Genomic DNA, 25040 nt, shown 5'->3' with positions numbered 1-25040 from the left:
TGACGAAACCGGTGAAGTGGGGTTCATGGTGCTAGCCAACGCCGGCGAAACGGAATCCCACGAGCGCTCGGGCCATGCCGAAACCGAACGGCAGCACAGCACCAAGGTCCTCATGCTTGGCGCGCTGGGCGTCGTCTACGGCGACATCGGCACAAGCCCGATCTACGCCTTCCGCGAGGCGCTGCATGCCTCATCCAGCTCGGTCGCCCGGCATGACGTGCTGGGCGTGCTGTCGCTGATCGTCTGGGCGCTCACCATCATCGTCACGATCAAATATGTCGCCTTCGTGCTCAGGGCCGACAACAAGGGCGAGGGCGGCACGCTGTCGCTGATGTCGCTGGCGCGCAGCGCCTATCCGCCCGGCTCACGCCTTATCCTGGTGATCGGCCTTTGCGGGGCCGCGCTGTTCTTCGGYGATTCGATCATCACGCCGGCGATCTCGGTGCTGTCGGCGGTAGAGGGCCTGGAAGTCGTGACGCCGGCGCTCGATGCCTATGTGGTGCCGATCACGCTGGTGATCCTTGCGGTGCTTTTCGCCGTGCAGAGGTTCGGCACGGGCAAGGTGGCGGCGGTGTTCGGACCGGTGACCGCGACATGGTTCGTGGCGATCGGCGCGGCCGGCCTCTATCATATCGTCGATGACCCGTCCGTTTTCCTGGCGATCAATCCGTATTACGCGATCTATTACCTGGCCACCACGCCGACCGGCGCCTTCGTCACCGTCGGCGCCGTGTTCCTGGCGGTGACCGGCGCCGAGGCGCTCTATGTCGACCTTGGCCATTTCGGCCGCAAGCCGATCGTGCTGGCCTGGTTCRCAATCGTCTTCCCTTGCCTGCTCTTGAATTATTTCGGGCAGGGCGCATTCGTGCTCTCGCATGGGGGCAAGCCCACCAACCCGTTCTTCCAGATGCTGCCGGAATGGGCGCTGATGCCGATGGTCGGACTTGCGACCGCGGCCACGGTCATCGCCAGCCAGGCCGTCATCTCCGGCGCCTTCTCGCTGACAAGGCAGGCGGTGCAGCTCAACCTTCTTCCCCGCATCGAGGTGCAGCACACATCCGAGATGCAGAGCGGCCAGATCTATATGCCAAGGGTCAACCTTCTGGTCGCGCTCGGCGTGATGCTTCTGGTCGTCGGCTTCGGCAGTTCGAGCGCGCTTGCCTCCGCCTACGGCATTTCGGTGACCGGCGAGATGCTGATGACGACGGTGCTTCTGTTCGTCGTCATGCGCTGGCTCTGGAAATGGCAGCTGGCGCTGGCACTGGCGCTGGCGATGCTGTTCGGCGTCATCGATCTCGGCTTCTTCTCGGCCAATGTCGTCAAGATCGTCGAAGGCGRCTGGGTGTCGATCACGGTCGCCTCGATCATGGGGCTGATCATGTGGACCTGGATCCGCGGTAGCCGCTATCTGTTCGACAAGACGCGCCGCAACGAGATCCCGCTTGATTTCCTGGCGGCGAACCTGTTGAAGAAGAAGCCGCAGCTGGTGTCGGGCACTGCCGTGTTTCTGACCAGCGATCCGCTGAGCGCGCCGACGGCGCTGATGCACAGCCTGAAGCACTACAAGGTGCTGCACGAGAAGAACGTCATCCTGTCGGTGGTGACGGCGCCGCAACCGGTGGTGCCGGACAGCGAGCGCGTCAAGCTGGAGACGGTCAACGAGCTGTTCATGCGCGTGACGCTGACCTTCGGCTATATGGAGCAGCCGAACATTCCGCGCGCCCTGGCCATCTGCCGCAAGCAGGGCTGGAAGTTCGACATCATGACGACATCCTTCTTCCTGTCACGGCGCTCGCTGAAGGCCTCGCCCAATTCCGGCATGCCGGTCTGGCAGGACCGGCTGTTCATCGGCCTGGCGCGCACCGCGGCGGACGCGACGGAGTATTTCCAGATCCCCACCGGACGCGTGGTGGAGATCGGCACCCAGGTGGCGATCTGATCTTCAAGCCGGCACTCAGCGCGTTAGATTTGGTCGGCAGGCCAAGCCGTGCGCCGGCGGCATGGGAGCCCTCACGTCAGGGCACTTGATATTGCACTGCAGCAAGCGTAGAGCACCGCGCGTTTTATCGGAGTGTCGTCCATGGCCCTTGCCAATGGTGGTGCAGACGCAGAACCCGCCGACCTGCCGAGCCACGCGGAAATCGAGCAGCACAGCACCAAGGTCCTCATGCTTGGGGCGCTGGGCGTGGTCTATGGCGATATCGGCACGAGCCCGATTTATGCGTTTCGCGAAGCGCTGGTGGCGTCTTCGCACGGCGAGGTCGCCGATCGCGGCGACATTCTGGGCGTGCTGTCGCTGATCATCTGGTCGCTGACGATCATCGTCACGATCAAATACATCATGTTCGTGCTGCGCGCCGACAACCGCGGCGAGGGCGGCGTGCTGTCGCTGATGGCGCTTGCGCGAAGCAGTTTTTCGACCCGCTCGGCCATCATCCTTGGGGTCGGCATTGCCGGCGCGTCGCTTTTTTTCGGCGACGCGGTCATCACGCCGGCCATCTCCGTGCTGTCGGCGGTCGAAGGCATGAATGTCGTCACGCCGGCCTTCCAGCCCTATGTCGTTCCGCTGACCCTGCTTATCCTCGCCATCCTTTTTGCCGTGCAACGGTTCGGCACGGGCGGCGTCGCGATGATCTTCGGTCCGATCACAGCCGTCTGGTTCCTGGCGATAGGCCTGTCCGGGCTGAACCACATCATCGCCGACCCGGAGATCCTGTGGGCGATCAGCCCGCACTATATCGTAGCCTTCCTGATCCACTCGCCCGACGTCGCCTTCGTCACCATCGGCGCGATCTTCCTGGCCGTCACCGGCGCCGAGGCGCTCTACGCCGACCTCGGTCATTTCGGCCGCAAACCGATCGTGCTGGCATGGCTGGCGATCGTGTTTCCCTGCCTGCTTTTGAACTATGCGGGGCAAGGCGCCTACGTGCTCGCCAAGGGGGGTATGGTCGGCCATCCGTTCTTCGAAATGAATGAGGGCTGGGCGCTGGTCCCCATGGTGGTGCTGGCCACTGCGGCAACCGTCATCGCCAGCCAGGCGRTGATCTCCGGCGCTTATTCGCTGACGAGGCAAGCGGTGCAGCTCAACATGCTGCCGCGGCTTGAAATCCTGCATACGTCGGAGAAGCAGTCCGGCCAGGTTTATATGCCGCGTGTCAACATGCTGCTGGCGCTCGTTGTGATGCTGCTGGTGGTCGGCTTCGGCGAATCCARCAAGCTCGCCTCGGCCTATGGCATATCGGTCACGGGCAACATGCTGGTGACAACCGTTCTGCTTTTCGTGGTCATGACCCGCATCTGGAAATGGCCGCTGTGGCGAGCCGTGGCGCTGACCGTGCTGTTCGCCTTTATCGATATCGGCTTCTTCGCCTCCAACATCGTCAAGGTGTTCGAGGGCGGCTGGGCCTCGCTCGCGGTCGCCTTTGCCATCATCCTCGGCATGTGGACCTGGGTGCGCGGCAGCCGCTATCTGTTCGACAAGACGCGCCGGAACGAGATCCCGCTCGATTTCCTGGCGGCGAACCTGTTGAAGAAGAAGCCGCAGCTGGTGTCGGGCACCGCCGTGTTTCTGACCAGCGATCCRCTGAGCGCGCCGACTGCGCTGATGCACAGCCTGAAGCACTACAAGGTGCTGCACGAGAAGAACGTCATCCTGTCGGTGGTGACGGCGCCGCAACCAGTGGTGCCGGACAGCGAGCGCGTCAAGCTGGAGACGGTCAACGAGCTTTTCATGCGCGTGACGCTGACCTTCGGCTATATGGAGCAGCCGAACATTCCGCGTGCCCTGGCCATCTGCCGCAAGCAGGGCTGGAAGTTCGACATCATGACGACATCCTTCTTCCTGTCGCGGCGCTCGCTGAAGGCCTCGCCCAATTCCGGCATGCCGGTCTGGCAGGACCGGCTGTTCATCGGCCTGGCGCGCACCGCGGCGGACGCGACGGAGTATTTCCAGATCCCCACCGGACGCGTCGTCGAAATCGGTACGCAGGTCGCCATCTGACAGGCTCCGCCCCATCGRCCAAAGCAGTGTCGAGGGAGGCGGTAAACGGTCGAGGTGAAGCGCACCCGAGAGAGAAGCGCTCTCGGGTGCGCCAGTTTTCAGCCGAGCAATGCAGCCTTGTTCGCTTCGAGGAACTGCTTGAGTGTCCGCGGCTTGCGGCCCGAGAGTTTTTCGACGGCATCGGTCACCTCTGCAATGCGACCGGCGCGGGTGTTGGCATCGAAGGAGACGATGATGCGGGCGAAATCCTCGGGAACGCCGGCAGCCTTGACGCCTTCGGTCAGCGCATCGTCCGGCAGTTGGATAACCTCCAGCGGTTTGCCGGTCACCTCGCTTACCAGCGCTGCAATCTCGTTGGTGGTGTAGGCCTGYGGGCCGGTCAGCGTGTAGATGCGGCTTTCCTTGGAGCCGGACGCGAGGCCGGCAGCGATGGCGGCCGCCATATCGTCGCGCGCGCCGTGCGCGATGYGTCCGTCGGCGGCCGAGGTGTACCATTTTCCTGCCGAGATGGCGTGCGGCAGCGACATGAACAGGTTCTCCTGATACCAGCCGTTGCGGAAGATGGTGTAGGGGATGCCGCTTGCCTTGATCGCCTGCTCGGTGCCGTGGTGGTCGCCGGCAAACAGTACCGGCGAGCCCGGCTCGGGATTTGGCATCGAGGTGTAAAGCAGGTGCGAAACGCCAGCCGCCTCGGCCGCGGCCACCGCCGTCTGATGTTGCTTCAGGCGCCGGCCAGTCTTCAAGTCGAGGTCGCCGGTCGAGATGATCAGCACGCGGTCGGCGCCTGCGAACGCCTTCTCCAGCGAGGTCCTGTCGTTGAAATCGGCGGCCCGGACGGCGATGCCGAGMGCCGCCAGGTCGGCTAGGTTTTCGGGATCGCGGGTGGTGGCGATGATGCTAGAGGGCGCAATTTTCTGCGCGCCCAGCAAGTGGTTGATGACGGCGCGGCCAAGCTGGCCGGAGGCGCCGGTGACGAGAAGGGTTTCGGTCATGGGAGGTCCCTGAAAATCGTGTCGAAGGCGGATCAAGTGACGGTCTCAAAAAGAGACCAGCACTAAAATAGGAATTGACCTCGAGCCGTAAAGAAGGCAGTTTTCCGGGAGGTAGGCACAGCCAGGGAACCACCTGGACGGCCTAAAGCGCGTCGCGATCTTTTCGGATTTGCTCCATGCGCTTTGGGTTTTTACGCATGTCTTTGCCCCGAAACCGGTTCCACTTTCGGGAGACATGCTTTGGTTTCGATCAGCGGATGTCGTGATGGATAGCAAGATCTTTAATCTGAAAGCCAAGCTCGAGGTCTATAAGGCCATGACGAACGGCGCCAACTTCGCCGATTGTCCGGTCCGCGACGTGATCCAGGGCATCAGCGGCAAATGGAGCTCGCTGCTGGTCATGGCGCTGGCCGAGAAGCCTTATCGCTTTGGCGAGCTGCGCCGGCTGGTTCCCGATATCTCGCAGCGCATGCTGACGCAGACGCTCCACGAGCTGCAGCGCGACGGCTATGTGCACCGCGAAGTTTTCCCGACCAAGCCGCCAAGCGTCGAATACAGCCTCACCGATCTTGGGCGCTCGATGTTCCTGCCGCTGCAACAGCTCATTCAATGGGCCGAACTCAATCACGACGCGGTGCGTGACGCGCGCGCCGCCTTCGACGCCAACCAAGGCTGATTTCTCGATATAAGCGTCAAAGCGCCCGATTGATCCGGCGCGTTCCACGCGGGATTGTCCCTGCAGGTTCGGGTTGGGGGACGATGGGCAAGTCTAACGAGATCGCGATTGCCGGCGCCGGTCCGGCCGGGCTGGCGGCAGCGCTTTACCTCAAGCGAGCCGGGCACAAGGTCACCGTTTTCGAGCGCTTCGACGCGCCGAAGCCGGTCGGTTCCGGTCTCATCCTGCAGCCGACCGGACTGACAGTGCTCGCCGATCTCGGCCTGCTCGATGAGATCCTTTTGCTTGGCAGCCGCATCGGGCGGCTGCACGGCACCGATGCCCAGACCGGGCGCACGGTGCTCGAAGTCCGCTACGACGCGCGGCGCGGCCGCCGCTTCGGCCTCGCGGTGCATCGGGCGGCGCTGTTCGGCGTGCTCCATCGCGCCGCCTTGCGCGAAGCGATCGCCATCGAGACCAGTGTCGAGGTCGAGACGCTGGAGACGGTTGAGCGCGCGACGCTGGTCTGCGGCAACGGCAAGCGGCTCGGGCCTTTCGACCTCGTTGTCGACGCCAGCGGCGCGCGCTCGAAACTGCGGCACTTTCTCGGCGATACTGCCATGCCGCGACCGCTCGCCTATGGCGCATTCTGGGCGTCGCTCGGCTGGCGGGACGGCTTTGACAGAAGCGCGCTGCTGCAGCGCTACGACAAGGCAAGCATCATGGTCGGCGTGCTGCCGATCGGTCGGCCGGAGCCCGGCRCGCAAGACATGGCGGCTTTCTTCTGGAGCCTCAAGCCGGCCGATGCCGAACGGATAAAGGCCGAGGGGCTCGAAGCATGGAAGGCGAGGGTGGTTTCGGTCTGGCCGGAATGCGAGGCTTTCACCGGCCAGATCGAYAGTTTCGAGCAGCTCTCGCTCRCCCGCTACGGCCACCACACGATGAGGCTGCCGGCCGGCCGGCGGCTTGCCGTCATCGGCGACGCCGCGCACTCGACCAGCCCGCAGCTCGGGCAAGGCGCGAACATGGCGCTGCTCGACGCCGCCGCGCTCAGTCATGCGTTGGCGCGGACGAACAACATCGACGAAGCGCTGGCGACTTATGCGAGTGCACGCCGTTGGCATGTGCGCGCCTTCCAGGCGCTGTCGTTGTCGCTGACGCCGTTCTACCAATCGGACTCCGCAGCCTTGCCCTTCGTCCGCGACCGCATGGTGGCGGGACTGGCGCGAATCCCGCCGGGGCCGCAATTCCTTGCCGCCATGGTCGCCGGAACCGTGATCGATCCATTCAGGCGGATCGGGCTTGCGGAGTTGCAATGGCCTGCCGCCGGATGATCCCGGACAGGTACGATCCTTTTGCCCGAAGGAAGGCATGCAGTCGCTGCGGATAGTCCGGGCTGACGGCTTCGCTTACCGATCGGCGTTCGCTCAGGGCATGGCGCCATGCCTGGACGAGCGGCTTGCCGTCGAGAGTGCCGAAATCGCCGATGCGGTCGAACGTGTCGAAATAGCGGAAGACCGGCCCGTAGACGGCATCGACCAGCGAGAAGCGCTCGCCGGCGAACCACGGGCCGCTCTGCCTTGCCGACAGTTCCGCCTCCACACGCCCAAACATTTCGGACAAGCCCCTGCTTTCATGCAGGAAAGCGGCTTCGTCGGCAGCGGAATAGAAGCGGCCGATGGCATTGAGGATGGCCGAGCCGAATTCGATCCAGGCGCGATGCCTGGCTCGCGCCAGCGGATCGGCCGGGTGCAAGGGATTGGCCTTGGTCTCCTCGAGGAATTCGAGGATGACGGCGGATTCGAAGATCACCTCCTCCGCATCGCCGTGCCGGACGCGGAGCAGCGGCACCTTGCCGAGCGGCGAGACGGCTTTGAACCATTCCGGCTTGTCGGAAAGGTCGACATAGACCCGCTCGAACGGCACAGCTTTCTCGGCGAGCGAGATCGCCGCCCGCTGGACGTAGGGGCACAAATGATGGCTGACGAGGGTGAGGCTGGCAGTCATCTCACTCTCCCCAGACATAGTTCAGCGCGCCGTCTTCGACGCGGGTCGACAGGAACATCAGGCGGGAACCCTTCGGCGCCGGTCCTTCGAGACGCTCGCCATTATCCATGTCGAATTTCGCGCCATGCCATTGGCAGACAAAAGCGCCGTCCTTGCAGTCCAGCGGTCCGCCGAAATGCAGGCAGACATTGGCCGCCGCGCGGATGCGGTCGCCGCTGCGCCAGACATGAACCTCGCGGCCAAAGAAGGGCGCGACCAGGCTGCCGGTTTGCGGGATATCGGCGATCTTGCAGATTTCATGTTTCATCGGAGAACTCCTTATCGATGCAATTGCATCTATATGAATGCATTTGCATCGATCGTCAAGCTTGATGCAGTTGCATCTACCTACTAGAGTGTGCCGATGACGAAAAAATCCCCATCACCCGAGGCCGTCGTCGCCTGGGCGCGCCTCGTGCGCGTCTCGCGCCAGCTGGTCGAGAGGACCGAGGACGCGCTGAAGGCTAACGGCCTGCCGCCGCTCGCCTGGTATGACGTGCTGCACGAGCTTGCCGAAGCAGGCGAGGGCGGGCTCAGGCCGTTCGAGCTGATCGACCGCGTTCTCCTGGCGCAGTACGGCGTCTCAAGGCTGCTCGCCCGCCTGGAGGCGGATGGCCTGGTGGAAAAGCTGCCTGTCTCGGAGGACGGCCGCGGGCAGACCGTCCGCATCACACCAAGCGGCCGGGAAATGCGCCGCCGCATCTGGACCGTCTACGGCGCTTCGATCGCGGAACTGATGGGCGACAGGCTTTCGGCCCAGGAACTGAGGACATTGGCCAGCCTGCTCGGACGGCTGCGCGATCCGCCGGCCGGCGACTAGCTGGTGAGCCTTTGGCCATTCCGCCGGGTCATTTTTCGCGCCATGGCCCTTGCGTCGGAAATCGGAATGCGCAATAAGCCGAACCGTAACGTACGGTACGCCTCTGGGGCGACCGAAGAAACGGGAAAGATTGTGCTGCAGGCAGGCGCCGACATCGACACAAGCGAAACGCTGACGGAGCGGCAGCAGGYCGTTCTTGACGCGGCGCTTCGCCTGCTGGTGGAGGAGGGCGACAACCTCACCATGACCGCGGTGGCGCGGCGGGCCAGTTGTTCCAAGGAAACGCTCTACAAATGGTTCGGCGACCGCGACGGGCTGCTGACGGCGACGGTGCAGTGGCAGGCCTCCAAGGTGCGTGTGACACCGGTCGATCGCAAGGGTCTCGACCTCGCGTCGCTGACGGCAAGCCTCGAACGCTTCGCTTTTGACTGGCTCAAGGTGATCTCCAGCGATACGTCGATCGCGCTCAACCGCGTGGCGGTCGGCCATGCCGGGTCCGGCAAGGATGACCTCGGCGCCATCGTCCTGCAGAATGGCCRCTTCGCGCTTGCCAGGCGGCTGARGCCGGTGCTCGAAGTCGGCCGGCAGGCCGGGCTGCTCGATTTCGAGGACGCCGAGACGGCGTTCCGGACCTTTTTCGGCCTGGTCGGCCGCGACGTGCAGATCCGTCTGCTGCTCGGCGACCGGGTGGAATTGACTGAGGCGACGATCGGCGGCGACGCCCGCMGCGCGACGCAACAGTTTCTCGCTCTCTTCGGAGCAAACAACCGGCTGCAAAGCCACTAGAACCGGATGATTTCAGGTCAAATGGACCTGAAATCTGAATCCGGTTCTAAACCAAAGAGATAGAGCATGATGTCGTCCGAAAACCGCTTCACACTTTTCGGCATCATGCTCTGATCTTCAAAAGGGAAGGAACACCAAATGCGTGTCTATTACGATCGTGACGCCGATCTCAATCTCATCAAGGGCAAGAAGGTCGCCATCATCGGCTATGGCAGCCAGGGCCGGGCGCATGCGCTCAACCTCAAGGATTCCGGCGTCAAGGAGATCGCCATCGGTCTCAAGGCCGGCTCGGCGACCGCCAAGAAGGTCGAGGCAGACGGCCTCAAGGTGATGAGCGTGGCGGACGCCGCCAAATGGGCCGACCTGATGATGATGGCGACGCCCGACGAATTGCAGGCCGACATCTATAAGAACGAGATCGCGCCGAACATCCGCGACGGCGCCGCGATTGCCTTCGCGCACGGCCTCAACGTGCATTTCGGCCTGATCGAGCCGAAGGCCTCGGTCGACGTCGTCATGATCGCGCCGAAGGGCCCGGGCCACACGGTGCGCGGCGAATACCAGAAAGGCGGCGGCGTGCCGTGCCTGGTCGCCGTCAACCAGGACGCTTCGGGCAACGCGCTCGACCTCGCGCTCTCCTATGCCTGCGGCGTCGGCGGCGGCCGCTCCGGCATCATCGAGACGAACTTCCGTGAGGAATGCGAGACCGATCTGTTCGGCGAGCAGGTGGTGCTGTGCGGCGGCCTGGTCGAGCTGATCCGTGCCGGCTTCGAGACGCTGGTGGAAGCCGGTTATGCCCCGGAAATGGCCTATTTCGAGTGCCTGCACGAGGTGAAGCTGATCGTCGACCTGATCTATGAAGGCGGCATCGCCAACATGAACTACTCGATCTCGAACACCGCTGAATGGGGCGAATACGTCTCGGGTCCGCGCATCATCACCGCCGAGACCAAGGCCGAGATGAAGCGCATCCTGAAGGACATCCAGACCGGCAAGTTCACCTCGGAATGGATGCAGGAATACCGGGCCGGCCTGTCGCGCTTCAAGGGTATCCGCCGCATGAACGACGGCCACCAGATCGAAGAGGTCGGCGCCAAGCTGCGCGCGATGATGCCGTGGATCGCCAAGAACAAGCTGGTCGACAAGGCCAAGAATTAATTTTCGACTTCGTTATGCATCTGACGGGCCGGCGGRGCGATCCGCCGGTCTTTTTTCTTCGCCGGTGAGGCCAATCGCTGCAGCTCAGCCGTAATGCCAATGCGGCTTGGGCTCGGTGCCGGTGAACTCTACGCCGATGCGGTCCTCGCGGCGCCAACGCACCACCGCCTTGTAGCCGATGCCGTCGACCGGCACGTAGAGCAGGAATTCGTCCGGCACGCGCGCGTCGATCGGCACTTTCAGCTCCGCGCCGTTCGAATGCATGTTGCGCACCRTGCATCGCACTTCGGAGTTGTTGATGCCGGTCAGGATCGCCGCGCCCTTCAGCACGCGTTGCCTGTGTTGGTTTCTGTGTTCGTTTTCGGCCATGGCGAGCACGTCTCGCACCCCGTTCGCGCGAATCGTCATATTGGGCGACATCGGCATGGATGAATAGCCGCGGCCGATGAATTTAGGGTTATCGGCCGGCGAGCACAGGTTGCCGCAAAAGAGAAACGGCGCCGCGAAGGGCGCCGTTTCCTTGTCCGTGCTGGTGGGCCGCTTAGCTATAGGGCGACCAGCATTGCTTGCGAGGACCGTAATTGGGCTGGAAAGTATTGTCCCAGGCACGATACGACCGGTAGCGGTCATAGCACCAGCGGACATGCGCGCTGGACAGCCGCTCGGTCCGGTAGATGCGCCGCGGCTGGACGTAACGCGGGTAGGGATCGTAGTAGTACGGATCGTAGTAGTTGCCATAGACGCTGCCCAAGCCAAGGCCGAGGCCGAGCCCAAGGAGCGCCGCGTCGCCGCCACGGAAGTGCCGGTGATGATGACGCCGCCAGCGCCAGTCGCCGCCGCCGTCCCATCGGCCGCCGTCCCAGTGGCGCGAGAAGCGACGGTCGCCGCCACGCCATCTGAAGTCGCCGCCGCGGTGACGCCAACGCCAATCCTGGAAGCTACCGCCGTTGTTGTTGCCGGCCCAGCCGTCGCGCACGGGAATGATGTTCGGCGCGGCGGTATTCGTCGCAACGCCGAGATCGGGCTGCAGGATCGGTCCCGCGACCGACGGCGCGGTCACGCCGGCAACGAGGCCCRGGACCAGAAGCCCTGATCTCAGGGAAGAAAAAAGCGGTTTCATTTCACTCTCCAAGGAGTAAAGGCCCCACGCCCAGAACACCCCGGGGAAAGGCCTATTGTTGGAACTTTTCGTCTGAACGGGGGATGAACGGAAAGGTTCCATCAACCATGGCGAGCATCGGCCTGGCTCTTGTTTTCGCTCGCGCTTGCGGGCAAAGGTCACGGCCATGTCGCTGCGCCTCGCCACCTTCAATGTCGAGAACCTGATGAGCAGGTTCGATTTCTCGGGCTATCGCAACCAGCTCAACGAAGACCGCACGCTGGCGCTGTTCGACATCCAGAGCGAGGCCGAATACCGCATCCTCGAACAAGCTCGCACGATCGCCCAATCCGACGACACCCGCCAGTTGACGGCGCTCGCCATCGCGGCCACCCGCGCCGACGTCATCTGCATGCAGGAGGTCGACAACATCGAGGCGCTGAAGGCCTTCGAGTATGGCTATCTGTTCAAGATGGTCGGGCAGGGCTATCGGCAGAAATACACCACCGCCGGCAACGACACGCGCGGCATCGATGTCGCCGTGATGATGCGCAACGAGACCGCGCAAGGGCAGCCGATCGAATTCGTGCGCATGACCAGCCACGCCTATGTCACCTTCGAGGAGTTCGGGCTGTTCACGCCGGAACTCGCCGCGCTCGGCTATATCGCCACCGAGCGTATCTTTCGTCGCGACTGCCTGGAGATCGACCTGAAGATCGGCGGCGCGCCGCTGACGCTCTATCTCGTGCATTTCAAATCGATGGGCCCGCCGCGCAACGGGCTGGACGGCCGAGAGGCGTCGATGCCGCTGYGCATCGCCGAGGCGCAGGCGGTGCGCCGCATCATCGAGGAGCGTTTCGGCAAGGATCACGCCGCGAACAAGCGCTGGGCGATCTGCGGCGACCTCAACGACTACCGGCAGCGCGTGAAGATCGATGGCGACGCCATCGACGGCTATCGTTTCGAGGTCGTCGACGAAGCCMGGTCCTCGGTCGATGTGCTCACCGCCGGCGGTTTTTGCGAGAATGTCGTCGAGCGGCGGCCGGAGATGGATCGCTGGAGCTTCTACCACACGCGCGGCCCGGAGGAGCGGCATCTGTGCCAGCTCGATTATATCCTGCTGTCGAAGGCGCTGGCCGCGAGGAATGCCACGGCCGTTCCCGACATCATCCGCAACGGCCAGCCCTGGCGCACCATCTTCCCGCCCGGACAGGAGGTCGAACGGTTCCCGCGCGCCGGCTGGGACAGGCCAAAGGCCTCCGACCACTGCCCCGTGGTGATCGCACTGGACATGGYGTGACCCTTTTGAGCTTCGATCTGCCCCGCAACGTCATCCTGCCTGTCGACGCGATCGACGTCCGCCTGGATCCCGGCCCGCATCCGTTCGCGGTCAGCAATGCAGAGGCGATCGCCGAGAACTGGCGGCAGGAGATCACGGCCAATCCGGCGCTGTTCGACGGCACCGTGGTGCTGCTTTCCGAACTGGCTTATCGGGACAATCGCCTCGCCGGACGCTGCCATGCGGTGAAGTATTCGACCTTCCTGCTGTGGCGCAAGCGGCGCGAGAATTCCGGCGCCGAGCATGCCTATGCGCATGCCGTGCTGGTTGCCGGCGACAATGCGCTGGTGGCGATCCGCATGGGCCGTCACACGGTCAATGCCGGCCGCGTCTATTTCGCCGCCGGCTCGTTCGAGCCGATCGACTTCCGCGACGGCATGGTCGATGTCGACTTCAACATGATCCGCGAGGTCGGGGAGGAGACCGGGCTCGATCTGTCGACGGCCGAACGCGGGCATCGCTATCACGCGCTGTCGACGGCGAGCGGCACGGTGATCTTCCGCCAGTATCGTGTGACCGAAACGGCCGACGAACTGGCGCGCCGTGTCCGGGCTTTCGTCGCGGCCGAARCCGAGCCGGAGATCGAGGGGCCGGTCATCATCCGTGGCGCCGGCGATCTGCCCGACGGCTTGATGCCCCACATGAAGCCGCTGATCGAGTGGCATTTCGGCGGTGATCGTTAGCACCGTTGCTCGGACTATTCGTGCCGCAGCGCGTCGATCGGGTCGAGGCGAGCGCCGCGCAACGCCGGGAAGAAGCCGAACACCATGCCGATCAGCGCCGAGAAGCCGACCGCGAGCAGGACGACGGCTGGGCTTGGCGCGAACGGTATCGTCAGCGCCATCGAGGCGAGGCCGGCCAGCGAAAGCCCGATCAGGATGCCGATGATGYCGCCGAGCAGCGACAGCACCGTCGCCTCGACCAGGAACTGGATGAGGATGTGCTTTTCATGCGCGCCGATCGCCAGCCTGATGCCGATCTCGCGCGTGCGCTCGGTGACCGAGACCAGCATGATGTTCATGATGCCGATTCCGCCGACCAGAAGGCTGACGCCGGCGACGGCGCCCAGCATGCCGGTCATGGTGGTGGTGGCGCTCGTCATCGCGTCGGCGATTTGRGTCATGTCGCGGATGGCGAAATYGGGATCGCGGTCCGGCGTGATGCGGCGCGTGTCGCGCAAGATGTCCTCGACGCGCGGCTGGAGCTCGGTGGTCGGCGTGCGGTCGTCGGCCGCGATATAGATGTTGTCGATGTCGCGGTTGCCGGCGATGCGGCGCTGATACGCATGCAGCGGCATCAGCACGACATTGTCCTGGTCCTGGYCGAAGCCGGTATAGCCCTTCGGCTCCAACAGGCCGATGATCTTGCAGGAGGTGCGGTTGACGCGGATGATCTCGCCCTCCGGATCGCCGGCGCCGAAGAATTGCTGGCGCACGGTTTCGCCGATCAAGCACACGCCCGTGCCGGCGCGCGTCTCGGAATCGCTGAACGGCCGCCYGGAGACGAGTTTCCAGTCGCGGGCGTCCAGGTAGGCACTGTCGGTGCCTGTCACGCCCGAGGTCAGGCTTTCGGTGCCGAAGATGACGCGGACCTGCTTTTGCGAGGCAGGCGAAATGGCGCGCGCGCCGCTCAGATGCGCGACGAGCGCGGCGACATCCTTCTCGGCCAGCGGCCGCACCGCCTGGTCGAGGCCTCCCGGTCCGCCGGGCCCCGCCGGCCGGCCGGCGCGAACGACGAGCAGGTTGCTGCCGAGCTTCGAGATGTCGGCCTTGACCTTTTCCGTCGTGCCGGAGCCGATGGTGAGCATGGCGATGACGGCGGCGACGCCGATGACGATGCCGAGCAGCGTCAGGAACGAGCGCAACACGTTGCGGCGGATCGAGCGCAGCGAGAGGCGGACGGTCTCCCAGATCACGCCGCTTCCTCCGCTTTCAGGGTGTCGGAGGCGACATGGCCGTCGAGGAAGCGGACGATGCGGCCGGCATAGTCGGCGACGTCCGCCTCATGCGTCACCATGACGATGGAGAGGCCGAGTTCGGCGTTGAGCCTGGTCAGCAGCTCCATGATCTCATGCGTGCGCGCGGTGTCGAGATTGCCGGTGGGCTCGTCGGCGACGAGCAGCGWCGGCCTTGTGACGATGGCACGGGCGATCGCCACGCGCTGCTGCTGGCCGCCCGAAAGCTCGGCCGGAGTGTGGTGCTCGCGCCCGACAAGCCCGACCTGAGCCAGCGCCTGCATGGCGAGCTCGCGGCGCTCGCGCGCGGCCACGCCGCGATAGATCAGCGGCAGCTCGACGTTTTCCGCCGCGGTGGTGCGCGGCAATAGGTTGTAGCCCTGGAAGACGAAGCCGACATAAAGGTTGCGTAAAAGCGCGCGGCGGTTGCGATCGAGGCGTCCCGCATCGACGCCCATGAAGGAATAGGTCCCCGCTGTCGGCGTATCGAGGCAGCCGATGATGTTCATCGCCGTCGACTTGCCTGAGCCGGAAGGACCCATGATCGCGACGAATTCACTTCTGCGGATGGCGAGATCGACGCCGGCCAGCGCGTGCACGCGGGCCTCGCCCTCGCCATAGCTTTTCCAGACCTTGTCGAAGGTGATGAGCAGGGGAGCCGACATGTCGTCAGCTCCGCTGCTGCGCGCCGGTGATGACCTCAGCGCCCGCGTCGAGGCCGGACGTGATCTCGGTCAGCTCGCCGTCGGTCGAGCCTATCTTGACGTTGACGGGATGTGGCCGGCCGTTCTCCAGCACATAAAGCGTGCGCGAGCCGTCGGTCGGCGCCTTCGTCGCCTCGCGCTGCCGGTTGGGGCGGCCCATGCGGCCGGTGAAAAGGTCGCTGAAGCTCCAGCCGCGCGCCTGCTGCTGCATCGGGCGATAACGGAAGGCGGTCGAGGGGACGGTCAGCACCCCCTTGRCCTGTCTTGTGACGACCGAGACCGTTGCCGTCATGCCGGGCCGCAAGAGAAGCTCGCCATTGTCCACTTCGAGGCGCGCATTGTAGGTGACGACGCCGTCGGTGGTGACCGAGGCATAGGAGATGTCGCGGATTTCGGCATCGAACGGCCGGTCCGGAAAGGCGTCGACGGTGAAGCGGGCGTGCTGGCCAGGCTTGACCGCRCCGATATCGGCCTCGTCGACCGCGGCCTGCAATTCCATGTTCCTCAGGTCGGCGGCGATGACGAAGAGTACTGGCGCCTGCAGCGAGGACGCGACCGTCTGTCCAGGATCGACCGAGCGCGTCAGCACGATGCCGTCGATCGGCGCATAGATGGTGCTCTTGGCGAGATCGGTCTGCTGCGCCTTGAGATCGGCCTGGGCGATGGCGAGATTGGCTTCGGCGCTATCGAGCGCTGCCTTCGAGCGGTCGCGCGTCGCCGTGGCCGCTTCGAGCGACTGGTCCGTCGCCATGCCGCGCTTGGTCAGCGCGCTGGCGCGCACAACGGCGTTCTCGTTCTCCTGCAAGGTCACCTTGGCGTCCTCGACGCTTGCTGCCGCCGCCTTGGCGGAGGCGGTGGCGCGCTCGATCTGGACCTCCAGCTTGGCGGTATCGAGCGTCGCCAGCACATCGCCCTTCTTGACCTGCTGGTTTTCATTGACCGCGACCGAGCGGACGATGCCGGACAGTTCGCTTGAGATATCCACCTGGGTCAGCGGCTGCAGCGTGCCGGTGGCCGATACTTCGACCGTGAGGTCGGCGATCGCCGCGGGCACGGTGGTGTATTCGATCCTAGGAGGGGCTGCGGCATACCATCGATAGAGGGCAGCGCCGCAGGCGACGATCGCTATCGCGAGCAGCGCATAGACCCAGAAGCGGCGACGCTTGCGGCTTACGCCCTTGCGGCCGAGCCCGAGCGCAGCCTCTATGGAAGTACCGGATTCCGCGTTTGGCGGATTGACAAGCTKGTCCACCCCAGACCCCTATAATGAAAAATCGACATCCCTATCGGTGCACAAATCAGGCCTCAAGGTTCGAATTTCAAATTAAATTTCCCCCATGTTGGGATTGAGGCAGATATTCGGACCGAGGCGAAAGGTTTACTCCATGGCGCGCGATTACTTGCTTTACGATGTGTTTACCACCGAAAGGCTGGCCGGAAATCCGCTTGCCGTGGTGCTCGACTGCGACGGGCTCGACAGCGCCGGCATGCAGGCCATCGCGCGCGAATTCAATCTTTCCGAGACGGTGTTCGTGCTGCCTGCGGACAATCCGAAGCACCGCAACCGTATCCGCATCTTCACGCCCGACTATGAAATGCCTTTCGCGGGGCATCCGACGGTCGGCGCGGCGATCGCGCTGACCGAACTCGCCGGGGARGCCGCCGGCATTTTCGTGCTGGAGGAGAATATCGGACCGGTGCGCTGCGCGGTAAGCAAGCATGACGGCTCGACCTTCGCCGAGTTCGACCTGGCGAAATTGCCGGAACCGTTGGAGCTCAAGGCTGATCCGGAAGCGATCGGCGCGGCGCTCGGCCTTGCCCCGCACGAGATCGGCTTCGAGAATCACCGCGTCGCCTTCTGGTCGGCCGGCGTGCCTTACGTGACCATTCCCGTTGCCGGATTGGAGGAGGCGGCCAAGATCAGGCTCGACAACCAGGCAWGGTCGGAATTGGCGCCCCGCAAGAGCGAATGGGCCTTCGCCAGCCCATACGTCTACTGCCGAGAGACGGTCCATCACGACAGCGCTTTCCATGTGCGCATGATCGTGCCCGGCACGCCGTCCTACGAAGATCCCGCAACCGGTTCGGCCGCGGCCGCCTTTGCCGGCRCCATCATGCATTTCGACGCCCCGACCGACGGAATCACGCAGCTCTGGCTCGAGYAGGGGCTGGAAATGGGCCGGCCGTCGCGCATCCGTCTCGAGCTCAATGTCGATGGCGGAAACCTGGCATCCGCGCGCATCGGCGGCCATGCGATCAAGGCGGCGGAAGGCAAGCTGTTTGTGTGACGCCTGCGGGCTTTTTTAGGCAGGCATGATCTTTTCCGAAAACCGGAATCCACTTTTCGGGATCATGCCATGTCGATTTGTCGGGAAATGATCCGGCAGGGCTAGACATACCCGAAAGCGGCGGCTATATGCGCCGCCGACGCTGGTTTTCCCGGCGGTGTGGGTGTGTAGCTCAGTTGGTAGAGCAGCTGACTCTTAATCAGCGGGTCCACAGTTCGATCCTGTGCACACCCACCAAATCTTCTCATCAAAACAATGAAGTAGGCCGCAAACGCAGCGCCTACGGCACTGTTTTGCTGAGGCTCGCCTTGAACTTGACCTTCATGGTGATCTGACCGCTTACCGTGAGCTGCGATCCGCCGTAACCGCCGATGTTGCGATCCCTGGCGTTGAGATTGGTGCTCATGCCGGCAATCTCGCATGTATCGGCGACGGTCTCGACCACCATCGCGCAGCTGCCCGCCGCGACCTTGTAGAAAGAACGAAGCGCAACCTGCTGCTGCGCGTCGTCGTCGTCGTCATCCTTGACCGGAAAGGTCATCGAGATCGAGGATTGGATCCTGGCCGCCCCGTCTTCACCGGGACAAGCGGGCGAACATATTGGTCCTGAGATAAGGCCGGCGAAGCCGCCGCAACAAGAATTGCGGCAGATATTAGATATTTCAAATACATCGATCGATCTCCCGTGAGACATCTACGTCCCATGGAATAACCGAGATGACGTTATTTCGTTGTTTCAACAGTGTTGAAATTTCGACCGATTTTATTTTTCCGAAACGCCGGCCTCGGCGAAGCTCGCCATCCTGGCATGGCATTCCAGCGCCGAGCGGACGATGTTGACGGCAAGGCAGGCGCCTGAACCTTCGCCGAGCCGCATGCCGAGATCGAGCAGGGGCGGCAGGCCGAGCGCTTCGAGCAGGCGACGGTGCCCGGCTTCCGCCGAAACATGGGCGGCGACGGTGTGGGCCAGCCCGGTCGGGTGGAGCCTCGCCAGCGGAGCAGCGGCGGCGGTGCAGACGAAGCCGTCGAGCAGCACCGGCACGTTGTTCTTGCGCGCCGCGAGCGTGGCGCCGAGAATGGCTGCTAACTCGCGTCCGCCAAGGGCGGCCGCGATCTTCAGCGGGTCGGAAAGCGAATCGGCATGGCGCTTGAGGCCCGCCTCGATGGCCACCACCTTGCGCTTCATGCCAGCATCGTCGACGCCGGTGCCGCGGCCGGTCCATTTTTCAGCGCTGCCGCCGAACAGCGCCGTGGAGATCGCGGCGGCGGGCGTGGTGTTGCCGATGCCCATCTCGCCGAAGCAGACGAGGTCGAGGTCCTCGGTCACAGCATCGTAGCCGGCCGAGACGGCGGCAAGGAAAGCCTTTTCGTCCATCGCCGGCACTTGCGTGAAATCGCCGGTCGGATGGTCGAGGTCGAGCGGGATGACGTCGAGCTTGGCGCCGGCGATGCGGGCCAGCTGATTGATGGCAGCACCTCCGCCCGCGAAATTCGCCACCATCTGCACGGTGACTTCAGAGGGATAGGCCGAGACGCCCTGCGCGGTGACGCCGTGATTGCCGGCGAAGACGAAGACTTTCACCGCGTCGAGCTTCGGCATGTCGCGGCCCTGCCAGCGGCCGAGCCAGGCAGCGATCGTTTCCAGGCGGCCGAGGCTGCCCGGCGGCTTGGTCAGCGTGTCCTGGCGGCGGGCGACGGCGCTGGCGGCGGCGTCGCTGCCGGCCGGAAGATCGAGGCAGGCGGCGCGAAGGTCTTCGAGCGATTTGAAGGACGCTGATTGGGAGGACATGGGGGCAAGGTCTCCGAAAGGGAATCAGGAAAGGCAAACGGACGCGACGAGAAGAACGGCGATTTCGCCAAGCTGCTGCAGCGCGCCGATCGTATCGCCGGTCTGGCCGCCGATCTGGCTGAGGCAAAGCGCGCGGAAGCCCGCGAAGACCAGGCCGAGCAGGATCAGCGCCVCGATCGCGCCGCCAAGGCCGAGCRCCAGCAGCGCCACCGCGCCGAGCGCAGCACCGATGATGGCGGTTTCGGTGGTGACAGAGCCAGCATTGGCCGACAGGCCGTCGCTGCGGGCCGGCGGCAGAAGATGCATGAAGGCGCCGAACAGGCCGCGCGAGCCGGCATGCGCGGCTAGCAGCGCCAGGACGACGTGGCCGGGACCGGTGAGCTCGGACAGCGCGCTCCAGCGGATGAGCAGCGACAGCCCAAGCGCGGCGGCGCCATAGGCGCCGATGCGGCTGTCGCGCATGATCTCCAGCTTCCTGTCGCGCGTCCGGCCGCCCCAAAAACCGTCGGCGATGTCGGAAAGCCCGTCCTCGTGCAGGCAACCGGTCACGAGCATCGTTGCGGCGAGCGTGAGCGCCGCGGCCGGTGCGGTGGCGAGGCCGAAGACGGCGGCGATGGCGTAGACGAGCGCGCCGATGATCGCCACCGCGAGACCGGCAAAGGGCGCCGCCCAGATCGCATCCGCCAGGCTGCGGTCGCCGAAATCGCTCGATGGCAGCCTCAGCCTGGTGAAGAAGACGAGGCTGAGGCCGATGTCGTCAAGCACTTGCCGGGGCGCGGAGAGGCCTCTCATGCGCCCCTCGCAATGGCATGGAAGAAAGTGCCGCTGACATGGCCGCGCCGGTAGCCTGAGGCGCCGAGCGGATTGCGCTGGCCATCGGCAAGATCGGCCAAGGGCTCGTCATTACCCGTGGCGGTCATCTGCGCGTAGTGGAATTCATGGCCGCGGATCAGCGTGCCCTCCGGCCCCAGGGGGCAGTCGGCGCGCAGCCGCGCCTCACGATAGCCGAGGTTCATCTTCCGCTTGGCGAAACTGGTCGAATGGCCCAGCAGGCCGAGCATCTTGTGGCTGTCACCGCCCGCGTCCTCCAGCCCTTCGCCCAGCACCATGAAGCCGCCGCACTCGCCGTGAACCGGCTTCGTCGCCGCAAAGCGGGCCATTCCCGCCTGGAAGTTCGCCGCGGCCGCGAGCTTGCCGGCATGCAGCTCGGGATAGCCGCCAGGCAGCCAGCAGACCTCGCAATCCTCGGCAGGCGCTTCGTCGGCAAGCGGTGAGAAAGGCACGATCTCGGCACCGGCCTTGCGCCAATGCGTGGCGACATGCGGATAGAGGAAGGTGAAGGCCGCGTCTTCCGCCAGCGCGATGCGCTGCCCGGGCGGCTGCAACGCGTCACCGAAGTCGCCGGCCGCCGGTCGCAGCGGCGTCGCCAGCGCCAGGATGGCATCGATGTCGAGCGACTTCTCGACCATGTCGGCCAGGCGGTCGAGATGCGCCATCAGGTTCTCGTACTCGCCGGCCTGGACAAGGCCGAGATGCCGCTCCGGCAGGTTGAGCGTCGGATCGCGCAGGATGGCGCCGACCACGGGCAGGCCGATCGCCTCGATGGCGTCGCCGGACAGCCGCCGGTGGCGTTCGCTGCCGAGCCGGTTGAGCACGACGCCGGCCATGCGGACATCCGGGTCGTAGGTGGCGAAACCCTTGGCGACGGCGGCGGCCGTGGTCGACTGGCCGGAAACGTCGAGCACCAGAAGGACAGGCAGGTTGTAGAGCCGGGCGAGATCGGCGGCCGAACCGGAGCGGCCTTCCGGCGCGGGGATGCCATCGAACAGGCCCATCGCGCTTTCGAGGATGATGTATTCGGCGTCGTCCGCGGCTTGGCCCGCCAGCGCGTTGAGCAGGGAAGGCGACATCGCCCAGCTGTCGAGATTGACGCCGGATAGGCCGGTGGCGGCGGTGTGAAAGCCCGGGTCGATATAGTCCGGTCCCGACTTGGCGCCGCGCACTTTCAGGCCGCGCCGGGCGAGCGCGCGCAACAGGCCGATGGTGACGCTGGTCTTGCCGGAGCCGGAGCGCGGTGCGCCGATGATGATCGCGCGGGCGGTCACAAGTCACCCGCCAGTGCGGCGCGCATGGCGACGATGCCGCCGACGACGATCAGGGCTGGCGAAGCGAGCCCGGCGGCCGCTGCTTCCTCGGCGATGGTGGCGAGCGTGGCGACGACGATGCGCTCCTGCGGCGTGGTCGCCGCGACGATCACAGCCGCGGGCGTCGACGGCGCGAGGCCGCCGCTCAGCAGCTTTGCCGCGATCACAGGCAGATTGGCCATGCCCATATAGACGACGACCGGCTGTCCCGTGCGGGCAATCGCCGTCCAGTCGATGTCGTCATCGGTGCCCGCGTGGCCGGTCGCCAGGATGACGGCCTTGTTGATGCCGCGCATGGTGGCGGGGATGCCGGTGGCGGCCAATGCGCTGAGGCCCGAGGTCAGGCCGGAAAGCACCCGGAACGGAATTCCTTCGCCCGCCAGCGCCAGAGCCTCTTCGCCGCCACGGCCGAAAATATAAGGGTCGCCGCCCTTGAGCCGCACGACGCGGCGGCCTTCGCGCGCCAGCCGCACGAGCAGGGCGTTGATGTCGCCCTGCTTCATCGAGGGTTGGCCGCCGCGTTTGCCGGCGTAAAAAAGCTCGGCGCCCTGGGCGACCGCCACGACATCGGGCGAGACCAGCGCGTCATAAACCAGCGCGTCGCATTGCCCGAGCGCCGCCAGCACCTCAAGCGTCAGGCAGCCGGGGTCGCCGGGGCCGGCGCCGGCCAGCCAGACATGGCCGGGCTCGAGCTCGCGCGGCTTGAAGTTCAGCCGCGCCAGCGCCTGCTCCAGATTTGCCCGTCCGTTCATATTGGCGCCGCCGTTCACAATCCGTCCCGTCCGCGAAAACGCCGTTGGTAATGGGCGTCGTAGAGTGAGCTTTCGCCGAAATCCTGCGCCGCGAGCGCGCTGCCGACGAAGATGATCGCCGTGCGTTCCATCGGGTTTTCCGCCAACTGCGCTTCGATGGTGCCCAGCGTGCCGGTCAGGATGCGCTCGTCCGGCCAGGAGGCGCGGAAGACGACCGCGACCGGGCATTCGGCGCCGTAGAGCGGCGTCAAATCGGCGACGATGCGGTCGACGGCATGGATGGCAAGATGGATGGCAAGCGTGGCGCCGGTGCGGCCGAAGCCGGCCAGCGTCTCGCCCGGCGGCATTTTAGAGGCGCGGCCGGAGACGCGGGTCAGCACCAGGCTTTGCGCCAGCTCGGGAATTGTGAGCTCGCGGCGAAGTGCCGCCGCCGCCGCCGCGAAGGACGGCACGCCGGGGGTCAACGTGTAGGGGATGCCGTGCTTTTCCAGCYGCCTGATCTGCTCGGCCACCGCGCTCCACACCGAAAGATCGCCGGAATGCAGGCGGGCGACATCCTGGCCGGCCTTGTGCGCGGCGACATATTCGGCCTCGATCTTGTCGAGCGACATCGGCGCGGTGTCGACCAGCTTGGTGCCGGGCGCGCAGTGTTCGAGCAGCTCCGGTGCGACGATCGAGCCGGCATGAAGGCAGACCGGGCAACTTGCGAGCAGCCGCGCGCCGCGCAGCGTGATGAGATCGGCCGCACCCGGGCCGGCGCCGATGAAATGGACGGTCATGGCGCATCTCCGCTGATGGCGATGGCGCAGGTGACCGGGCCAAGCACCGTGCGTGGCCCGAGCAGCCTTGCACCGGCCCCGGCGACAGCGAGTGCCGACGCCTCCGAAACCGACGGCGTGCCGGCAAGTTCTTGCGAGAGGTTGCGCGAGGCGGCCCCCTCATCCGGCCCTTCGGGCCACCTTCTCCCCGGCGGGGAGAAGAGATCGGCGCCCACGCTGGCAGCCTCCTCTCCCCTTGGGGAGAGGTCAGCCGAGCGAAGCGGAGGCTGGGTGAGGGGGCGCGGCGGTTCGGCGCCAGCGCCATCCACCACTATCACCGGGAGGCTGAGCTTACGACCGGCGGCAAAAATGGCTTCTTCTTTGCGTTTGAATTCCGTTGTTGCCAAGGCGGACAATGCCGTCATCGCGAGGCCGTGCGCCTCAAGCGCGGTCTCGATCGCCGCCAGCACTTCTTCGACGCTCACGCCTTTGCGGCTGCCTATGCCCGCGACCATCATGGTTTTATCCAGCTCCACTGCGTGACCGGCATGGCCGGACGCCAGGCTTGCATCGAGCCGACAGGCGCCGCGCGCGATAGCGCGATGCGGGTGAGATCGCCGCCGCGCCTGTTGTTCTGATCAAGCAGCAAGGCTTCCATCTCCAGCGTCACCGCATTGGCGACGAGCCGGCCACCAGGACGCAGCGCCTTGATCGCCTTTTCCAGCACGCCGGCATCGCTGCCGCCGCCGCCGATGAAGATGGCATCAGGCGTCTCCAATTTTGCCAGCGCCTTGGGCGCGGCGCCTTCGACCACGACGAGGCCGGGCGCGCCACAACGCGCGGCATTGCGCCGGATGCGGGCGGCGCGCTCGCCGTTAGCCTCGATGGCGATGGCGCGCAGCGAAGGGTGCGCCAGCATCCATTCGATACCGATCGAGCCGGAGCCGGCGCCGATGTCCCACAGCAATTCGCCGCGCCGGGGCGCCAGCGCGGACAGGGTGACGGCGCGGATCTCGCGTTTGGTGATCTGGCCGTCATGCTCGAACAGATGATCGGCAAAGCCGACAGTCAAGGGCAGGATGCGCGCATCCGGCGTCGATTCAATTTCAAGCGCCAGCACGTTGAGCGGGTTGATGTTTTTGAGATCGAAGGCGTCGGCGCTGGCTGTGCGCCGCTTCTCGTTCGATCCGCCAAGCGCTTCGAGGACCGTCAACCGCGACGGGCCGAAGCCAAGTTCATCGAGCAGTGCGGCGATGGCTACCGGCGCGTCGGCGTCCGATGTCAGGACAAGGATGCGCGCGCCGGGATGGAGCAGGGGGCGGATCAGGTCGATCGAATGGCCGTGCAGCGAGATGGTCTCGATGTCCTGCAAGGCCCAGCCGAGACGGGAGGCCGCCAGCGATAGAGACGACGGCGCGGGCAAGACAAGCATCTCATCCGGACCGACCTTGCGCGCCAGCGTGACGCCGACGCCGTGAAAGAACGGGTCGCCGGACGCGAGCACGCACACGGCTTTGCCACGAAGCGCCAGCACATCGCGCATTCCAGTGTCGAAGGGCGTCGGCCACGGGCGGGCTTCGCCTTTGGCCAGGGATGCCACCAGAGCGAGGTGCCGCTTGCCGCCGAAGATGATTTCGGCCCCGGCGATCCTGCGCTTGGCCTCGTCGCCGAGACCCGCTACACCGTCCTCGCCAATGCCGACGATGGTGAGCCATTTTGAGGCGCGCTTGGCGGCGAGCGGACCCTTAGCAGGCAT

26 protein-coding genes and 1 tRNA gene are annotated in these 25040 nt (G+C 65.1%); 11 read left to right on the top strand and 16 right to left on the bottom strand.

What is annotated here, in order from left to right; translation table 11 throughout:
* Window positions 1-25: 25 nt before the first annotated feature.
* Together LCM4576_RS08200 and LCM4576_RS08195 are read left to right on the top strand one after the other, a co-directional pair.
* Entirely contained in the window at window positions 26-1939 is a 1914-nt protein-coding gene (locus tag LCM4576_RS08200; protein ID WP_071031627.1) for a potassium transporter Kup, read from the top strand.
* A 141-nt stretch (window positions 1940-2080) separates the two neighbouring features.
* Complete coding sequence (locus LCM4576_RS08195) at window positions 2081-4000, top strand: potassium transporter Kup (protein ID WP_071031625.1); 1920 nt, start codon at window positions 2081-2083, stop codon at window positions 3998-4000.
* A 98-nt stretch (window positions 4001-4098) separates the two neighbouring features.
* On the opposite strand, the gene LCM4576_RS08190 is transcribed toward LCM4576_RS08195, so the two are convergent.
* Window positions 4099-4992 carry an SDR family oxidoreductase gene (locus LCM4576_RS08190; RefSeq protein WP_071031623.1) on the bottom strand — a complete coding sequence of 298 codons (894 nt, stop codon included), beginning with the start codon at window positions 4990-4992 and terminating at the stop codon, window positions 4099-4101.
* 265 nt (window positions 4993-5257) lie between these two features.
* Between LCM4576_RS08190 and LCM4576_RS08185 the strand changes: the two genes are divergently transcribed.
* A complete protein-coding gene (locus tag LCM4576_RS08185) occupies window positions 5258-5668 on the top strand; it encodes a helix-turn-helix domain-containing protein (RefSeq protein ID WP_040982105.1) in 411 nt (136 codons plus the stop codon).
* Between the two features lie 83 nt (window positions 5669-5751).
* On the top strand, window positions 5752-6981 hold the full coding sequence (locus LCM4576_RS08180) for an NAD(P)/FAD-dependent oxidoreductase (protein ID WP_071031621.1): 1230 nt from the start codon (window positions 5752-5754) through the stop codon (window positions 6979-6981).
* Here LCM4576_RS08180 and LCM4576_RS08175 read toward each other — a convergent pair.
* Together LCM4576_RS08175 and LCM4576_RS08170 are read right to left on the bottom strand one after the other, a co-directional pair.
* Complete coding sequence (locus tag LCM4576_RS08175) at window positions 6935-7654, bottom strand: glutathione S-transferase family protein (protein WP_071031619.1); 720 nt, start codon at window positions 7652-7654, stop codon at window positions 6935-6937. The genes LCM4576_RS08180 and LCM4576_RS08175 overlap by 47 nt on opposite strands.
* Window position 7655: 1 nt before the next feature.
* Window positions 7656-7961: a Rieske (2Fe-2S) protein gene (locus LCM4576_RS08170; RefSeq protein WP_041011922.1), complete on the bottom strand. Its 306-nt coding sequence runs from the start codon at window positions 7959-7961 to the stop codon at window positions 7656-7658.
* Between the two features lie 96 nt (window positions 7962-8057).
* Between LCM4576_RS08170 and LCM4576_RS08165 the strand changes: the two genes are divergently transcribed.
* The 3 genes from LCM4576_RS08165 (at window position 8058) to ilvC (ending at window position 10457) form a co-directional block, all read left to right on the top strand.
* Window positions 8058-8513, top strand: coding sequence for a MarR family winged helix-turn-helix transcriptional regulator (locus LCM4576_RS08165; RefSeq protein WP_040982098.1), 456 nt, complete (start codon window positions 8058-8060; stop codon window positions 8511-8513).
* Window positions 8514-8645: 132 nt separating this feature from the next.
* Complete coding sequence (locus LCM4576_RS08160; RefSeq protein WP_071031617.1) at window positions 8646-9299, top strand: TetR/AcrR family transcriptional regulator; 654 nt, start codon at window positions 8646-8648, stop codon at window positions 9297-9299.
* Window positions 9300-9437: 138 nt separating this feature from the next.
* Window positions 9438-10457: a ketol-acid reductoisomerase gene (gene ilvC, locus LCM4576_RS08155; protein WP_040982094.1), complete on the top strand. Its 1020-nt coding sequence runs from the start codon at window positions 9438-9440 to the stop codon at window positions 10455-10457.
* A gap of 84 nt (window positions 10458-10541) precedes the next feature.
* Here the strand turns inward: ilvC and LCM4576_RS08150 are convergent, their stop codons facing one another.
* Both LCM4576_RS08150 and LCM4576_RS08145 read right to left on the bottom strand, forming a co-directional pair.
* Complete coding sequence (locus tag LCM4576_RS08150) at window positions 10542-10826, bottom strand: PilZ domain-containing protein (RefSeq protein ID WP_071031735.1); 285 nt, start codon at window positions 10824-10826, stop codon at window positions 10542-10544.
* 172 nt (window positions 10827-10998) lie between these two features.
* On the bottom strand, window positions 10999-11577 hold the full coding sequence (locus LCM4576_RS08145; RefSeq protein ID WP_071031615.1) for a BA14K family protein: 579 nt from the start codon (window positions 11575-11577) through the stop codon (window positions 10999-11001).
* A 166-nt stretch (window positions 11578-11743) separates the two neighbouring features.
* On the opposite strand from LCM4576_RS08145, the gene LCM4576_RS08140 reads away from it, so the two are divergent.
* Together LCM4576_RS08140 and LCM4576_RS08135 are read left to right on the top strand one after the other, a co-directional pair.
* Window positions 11744-12856, top strand: coding sequence for an endonuclease/exonuclease/phosphatase family protein (locus tag LCM4576_RS08140; protein ID WP_071031613.1), 1113 nt, complete (start codon window positions 11744-11746; stop codon window positions 12854-12856).
* A gap of 5 nt (window positions 12857-12861) precedes the next feature.
* Window positions 12862-13578 (top strand): hypothetical protein, encoded by a 717-nt coding sequence (locus LCM4576_RS08135; RefSeq protein WP_071031734.1) that lies wholly within the window; start codon window positions 12862-12864, stop codon window positions 13576-13578.
* 14 nt (window positions 13579-13592) lie between these two features.
* Here the strand turns inward: LCM4576_RS08135 and LCM4576_RS08130 are convergent, their stop codons facing one another.
* The 3 genes from LCM4576_RS08130 to LCM4576_RS08120 are packed head-to-tail and all read right to left on the bottom strand — an operon-like array spanning window position 13593 to window position 16805.
* Window positions 13593-14810, bottom strand: a complete 1218-nt coding sequence (locus LCM4576_RS08130; RefSeq protein WP_071031612.1) for an ABC transporter permease — start codon at window positions 14808-14810, stop codon at window positions 13593-13595.
* The gene (locus LCM4576_RS08125) at window positions 14807-15514 is read right to left on the bottom strand and encodes an ABC transporter ATP-binding protein (protein ID WP_071031610.1); all 708 of its coding nucleotides are present in this window, start codon (window positions 15512-15514) and stop codon (window positions 14807-14809) included. Before LCM4576_RS08125 ends, LCM4576_RS08130 begins: the two co-directional genes overlap by 4 nt.
* Before the next feature lie 4 nt (window positions 15515-15518).
* Window positions 15519-16805 carry an efflux RND transporter periplasmic adaptor subunit gene (locus LCM4576_RS08120; protein ID WP_071031608.1) on the bottom strand — a complete coding sequence of 429 codons (1287 nt, stop codon included), beginning with the start codon at window positions 16803-16805 and terminating at the stop codon, window positions 15519-15521.
* Window positions 16806-16938: 133 nt separating this feature from the next.
* On the opposite strand from LCM4576_RS08120, the gene LCM4576_RS08115 reads away from it, so the two are divergent.
* Together LCM4576_RS08115 and LCM4576_RS08110 are read left to right on the top strand one after the other, a co-directional pair.
* Window positions 16939-17841 (top strand): PhzF family phenazine biosynthesis protein, encoded by a 903-nt coding sequence (locus LCM4576_RS08115; protein ID WP_071031606.1) that lies wholly within the window; start codon window positions 16939-16941, stop codon window positions 17839-17841.
* A 161-nt stretch (window positions 17842-18002) separates the two neighbouring features.
* Window positions 18003-18078: transfer RNA gene (locus LCM4576_RS08110), tRNA-Lys, on the top strand.
* 43 nt (window positions 18079-18121) lie between these two features.
* On the opposite strand, the gene LCM4576_RS08105 is transcribed toward LCM4576_RS08110, so the two are convergent.
* From LCM4576_RS08105 to cbiE, 8 genes are all read right to left on the bottom strand, one after another.
* Window positions 18122-18382 (bottom strand): hypothetical protein, encoded by a 261-nt coding sequence (locus LCM4576_RS08105; RefSeq protein WP_071031604.1) that lies wholly within the window; start codon window positions 18380-18382, stop codon window positions 18122-18124.
* A gap of 222 nt (window positions 18383-18604) precedes the next feature.
* Window positions 18605-19630, bottom strand: coding sequence for a nicotinate-nucleotide--dimethylbenzimidazole phosphoribosyltransferase (cobT, locus tag LCM4576_RS08100; protein ID WP_041011914.1), 1026 nt, complete (start codon window positions 19628-19630; stop codon window positions 18605-18607).
* 24 nt (window positions 19631-19654) lie between these two features.
* Window positions 19655-20422, bottom strand: a complete 768-nt coding sequence (locus tag LCM4576_RS08095) for an adenosylcobinamide-GDP ribazoletransferase (RefSeq protein WP_071031603.1) — start codon at window positions 20420-20422, stop codon at window positions 19655-19657.
* Window positions 20419-21735: a cobyrinate a,c-diamide synthase gene (locus LCM4576_RS08090; protein WP_071031601.1), complete on the bottom strand. Its 1317-nt coding sequence runs from the start codon at window positions 21733-21735 to the stop codon at window positions 20419-20421. Before LCM4576_RS08090 ends, LCM4576_RS08095 begins: the two co-directional genes overlap by 4 nt.
* Entirely contained in the window at window positions 21732-22526 is a 795-nt protein-coding gene (cobA, locus tag LCM4576_RS08085) for a uroporphyrinogen-III C-methyltransferase (RefSeq protein WP_071031733.1), read from the bottom strand. Before cobA ends, LCM4576_RS08090 begins: the two co-directional genes overlap by 4 nt.
* 14 nt (window positions 22527-22540) lie before the next feature.
* The gene (cobM, locus tag LCM4576_RS08080; RefSeq protein WP_071031599.1) at window positions 22541-23305 is read right to left on the bottom strand and encodes a precorrin-4 C(11)-methyltransferase; all 765 of its coding nucleotides are present in this window, start codon (window positions 23303-23305) and stop codon (window positions 22541-22543) included.
* Window positions 23302-23802 carry a cobalamin biosynthesis protein gene (locus LCM4576_RS08075; RefSeq protein ID WP_040982069.1) on the bottom strand — a complete coding sequence of 167 codons (501 nt, stop codon included), beginning with the start codon at window positions 23800-23802 and terminating at the stop codon, window positions 23302-23304. The genes cobM and LCM4576_RS08075 overlap by 4 nt, the downstream gene beginning before the upstream one ends.
* Window positions 23799-25040, bottom strand: coding sequence for a precorrin-6y C5,15-methyltransferase (decarboxylating) subunit CbiE (gene cbiE, locus LCM4576_RS08070; protein ID WP_071031598.1), 1242 nt, complete (start codon window positions 25038-25040; stop codon window positions 23799-23801). Before cbiE ends, LCM4576_RS08075 begins: the two co-directional genes overlap by 4 nt.

This window comes from Mesorhizobium sp. LCM 4576, assembly GCF_001854815.1.
Lineage (GTDB): Bacteria > Pseudomonadota > Alphaproteobacteria > Rhizobiales > Rhizobiaceae > Mesorhizobium > Mesorhizobium plurifarium.
Note: the sequence above shows the minus strand (reverse complement) of the source record. Positions and strands in the feature narration are given on the sequence as shown.

What these genes read in the sequence shown, in the direction of transcription:
- LCM4576_RS08185 (WP_040982105.1), top strand. Translation starts at nt 5,258, where the DNA reads ATGGATAGCAAGATCTTTAATCTGAAAGCCAAGCTCGAGGTCTATAAG.
- LCM4576_RS08175 (WP_071031619.1), bottom strand. Translation starts at nt 7,654, where the DNA reads ATGACTGCCAGCCTCACCCTCGTCAGCCATCATTTGTGCCCCTACGTC.
- LCM4576_RS08170 (WP_041011922.1), bottom strand. Translation starts at nt 7,961, where the DNA reads ATGAAACATGAAATCTGCAAGATCGCCGATATCCCGCAAACCGGCAGC.
- LCM4576_RS08165 (WP_040982098.1), top strand. Translation starts at nt 8,058, where the DNA reads ATGACGAAAAAATCCCCATCACCCGAGGCCGTCGTCGCCTGGGCGCGC.
- ilvC (WP_040982094.1), top strand. Translation starts at nt 9,438, where the DNA reads ATGCGTGTCTATTACGATCGTGACGCCGATCTCAATCTCATCAAGGGC.
- LCM4576_RS08105 (WP_071031604.1), bottom strand. Translation starts at nt 18,382, where the DNA reads ATGACCTTTCCGGTCAAGGATGACGACGACGACGACGCGCAGCAGCAG.
- cobT (WP_041011914.1), bottom strand. Translation starts at nt 19,630, where the DNA reads ATGTCCTCCCAATCAGCGTCCTTCAAATCGCTCGAAGACCTTCGCGCC.
- cobA (WP_071031733.1), bottom strand. Translation starts at nt 22,526, where the DNA reads ATGAACGGACGGGCAAATCTGGAGCAGGCGCTGGCGCGGCTGAACTTC.
- LCM4576_RS08075 (WP_040982069.1), bottom strand. Translation starts at nt 23,802, where the DNA reads ATGATGGTCGCGGGCATAGGCAGCCGCAAAGGCGTGAGCGTCGAAGAA.
- cbiE (WP_071031598.1), bottom strand. Translation starts at nt 25,040, where the DNA reads ATGCCTGCTAAGGGTCCGCTCGCCGCCAAGCGCGCCTCAAAATGGCTC.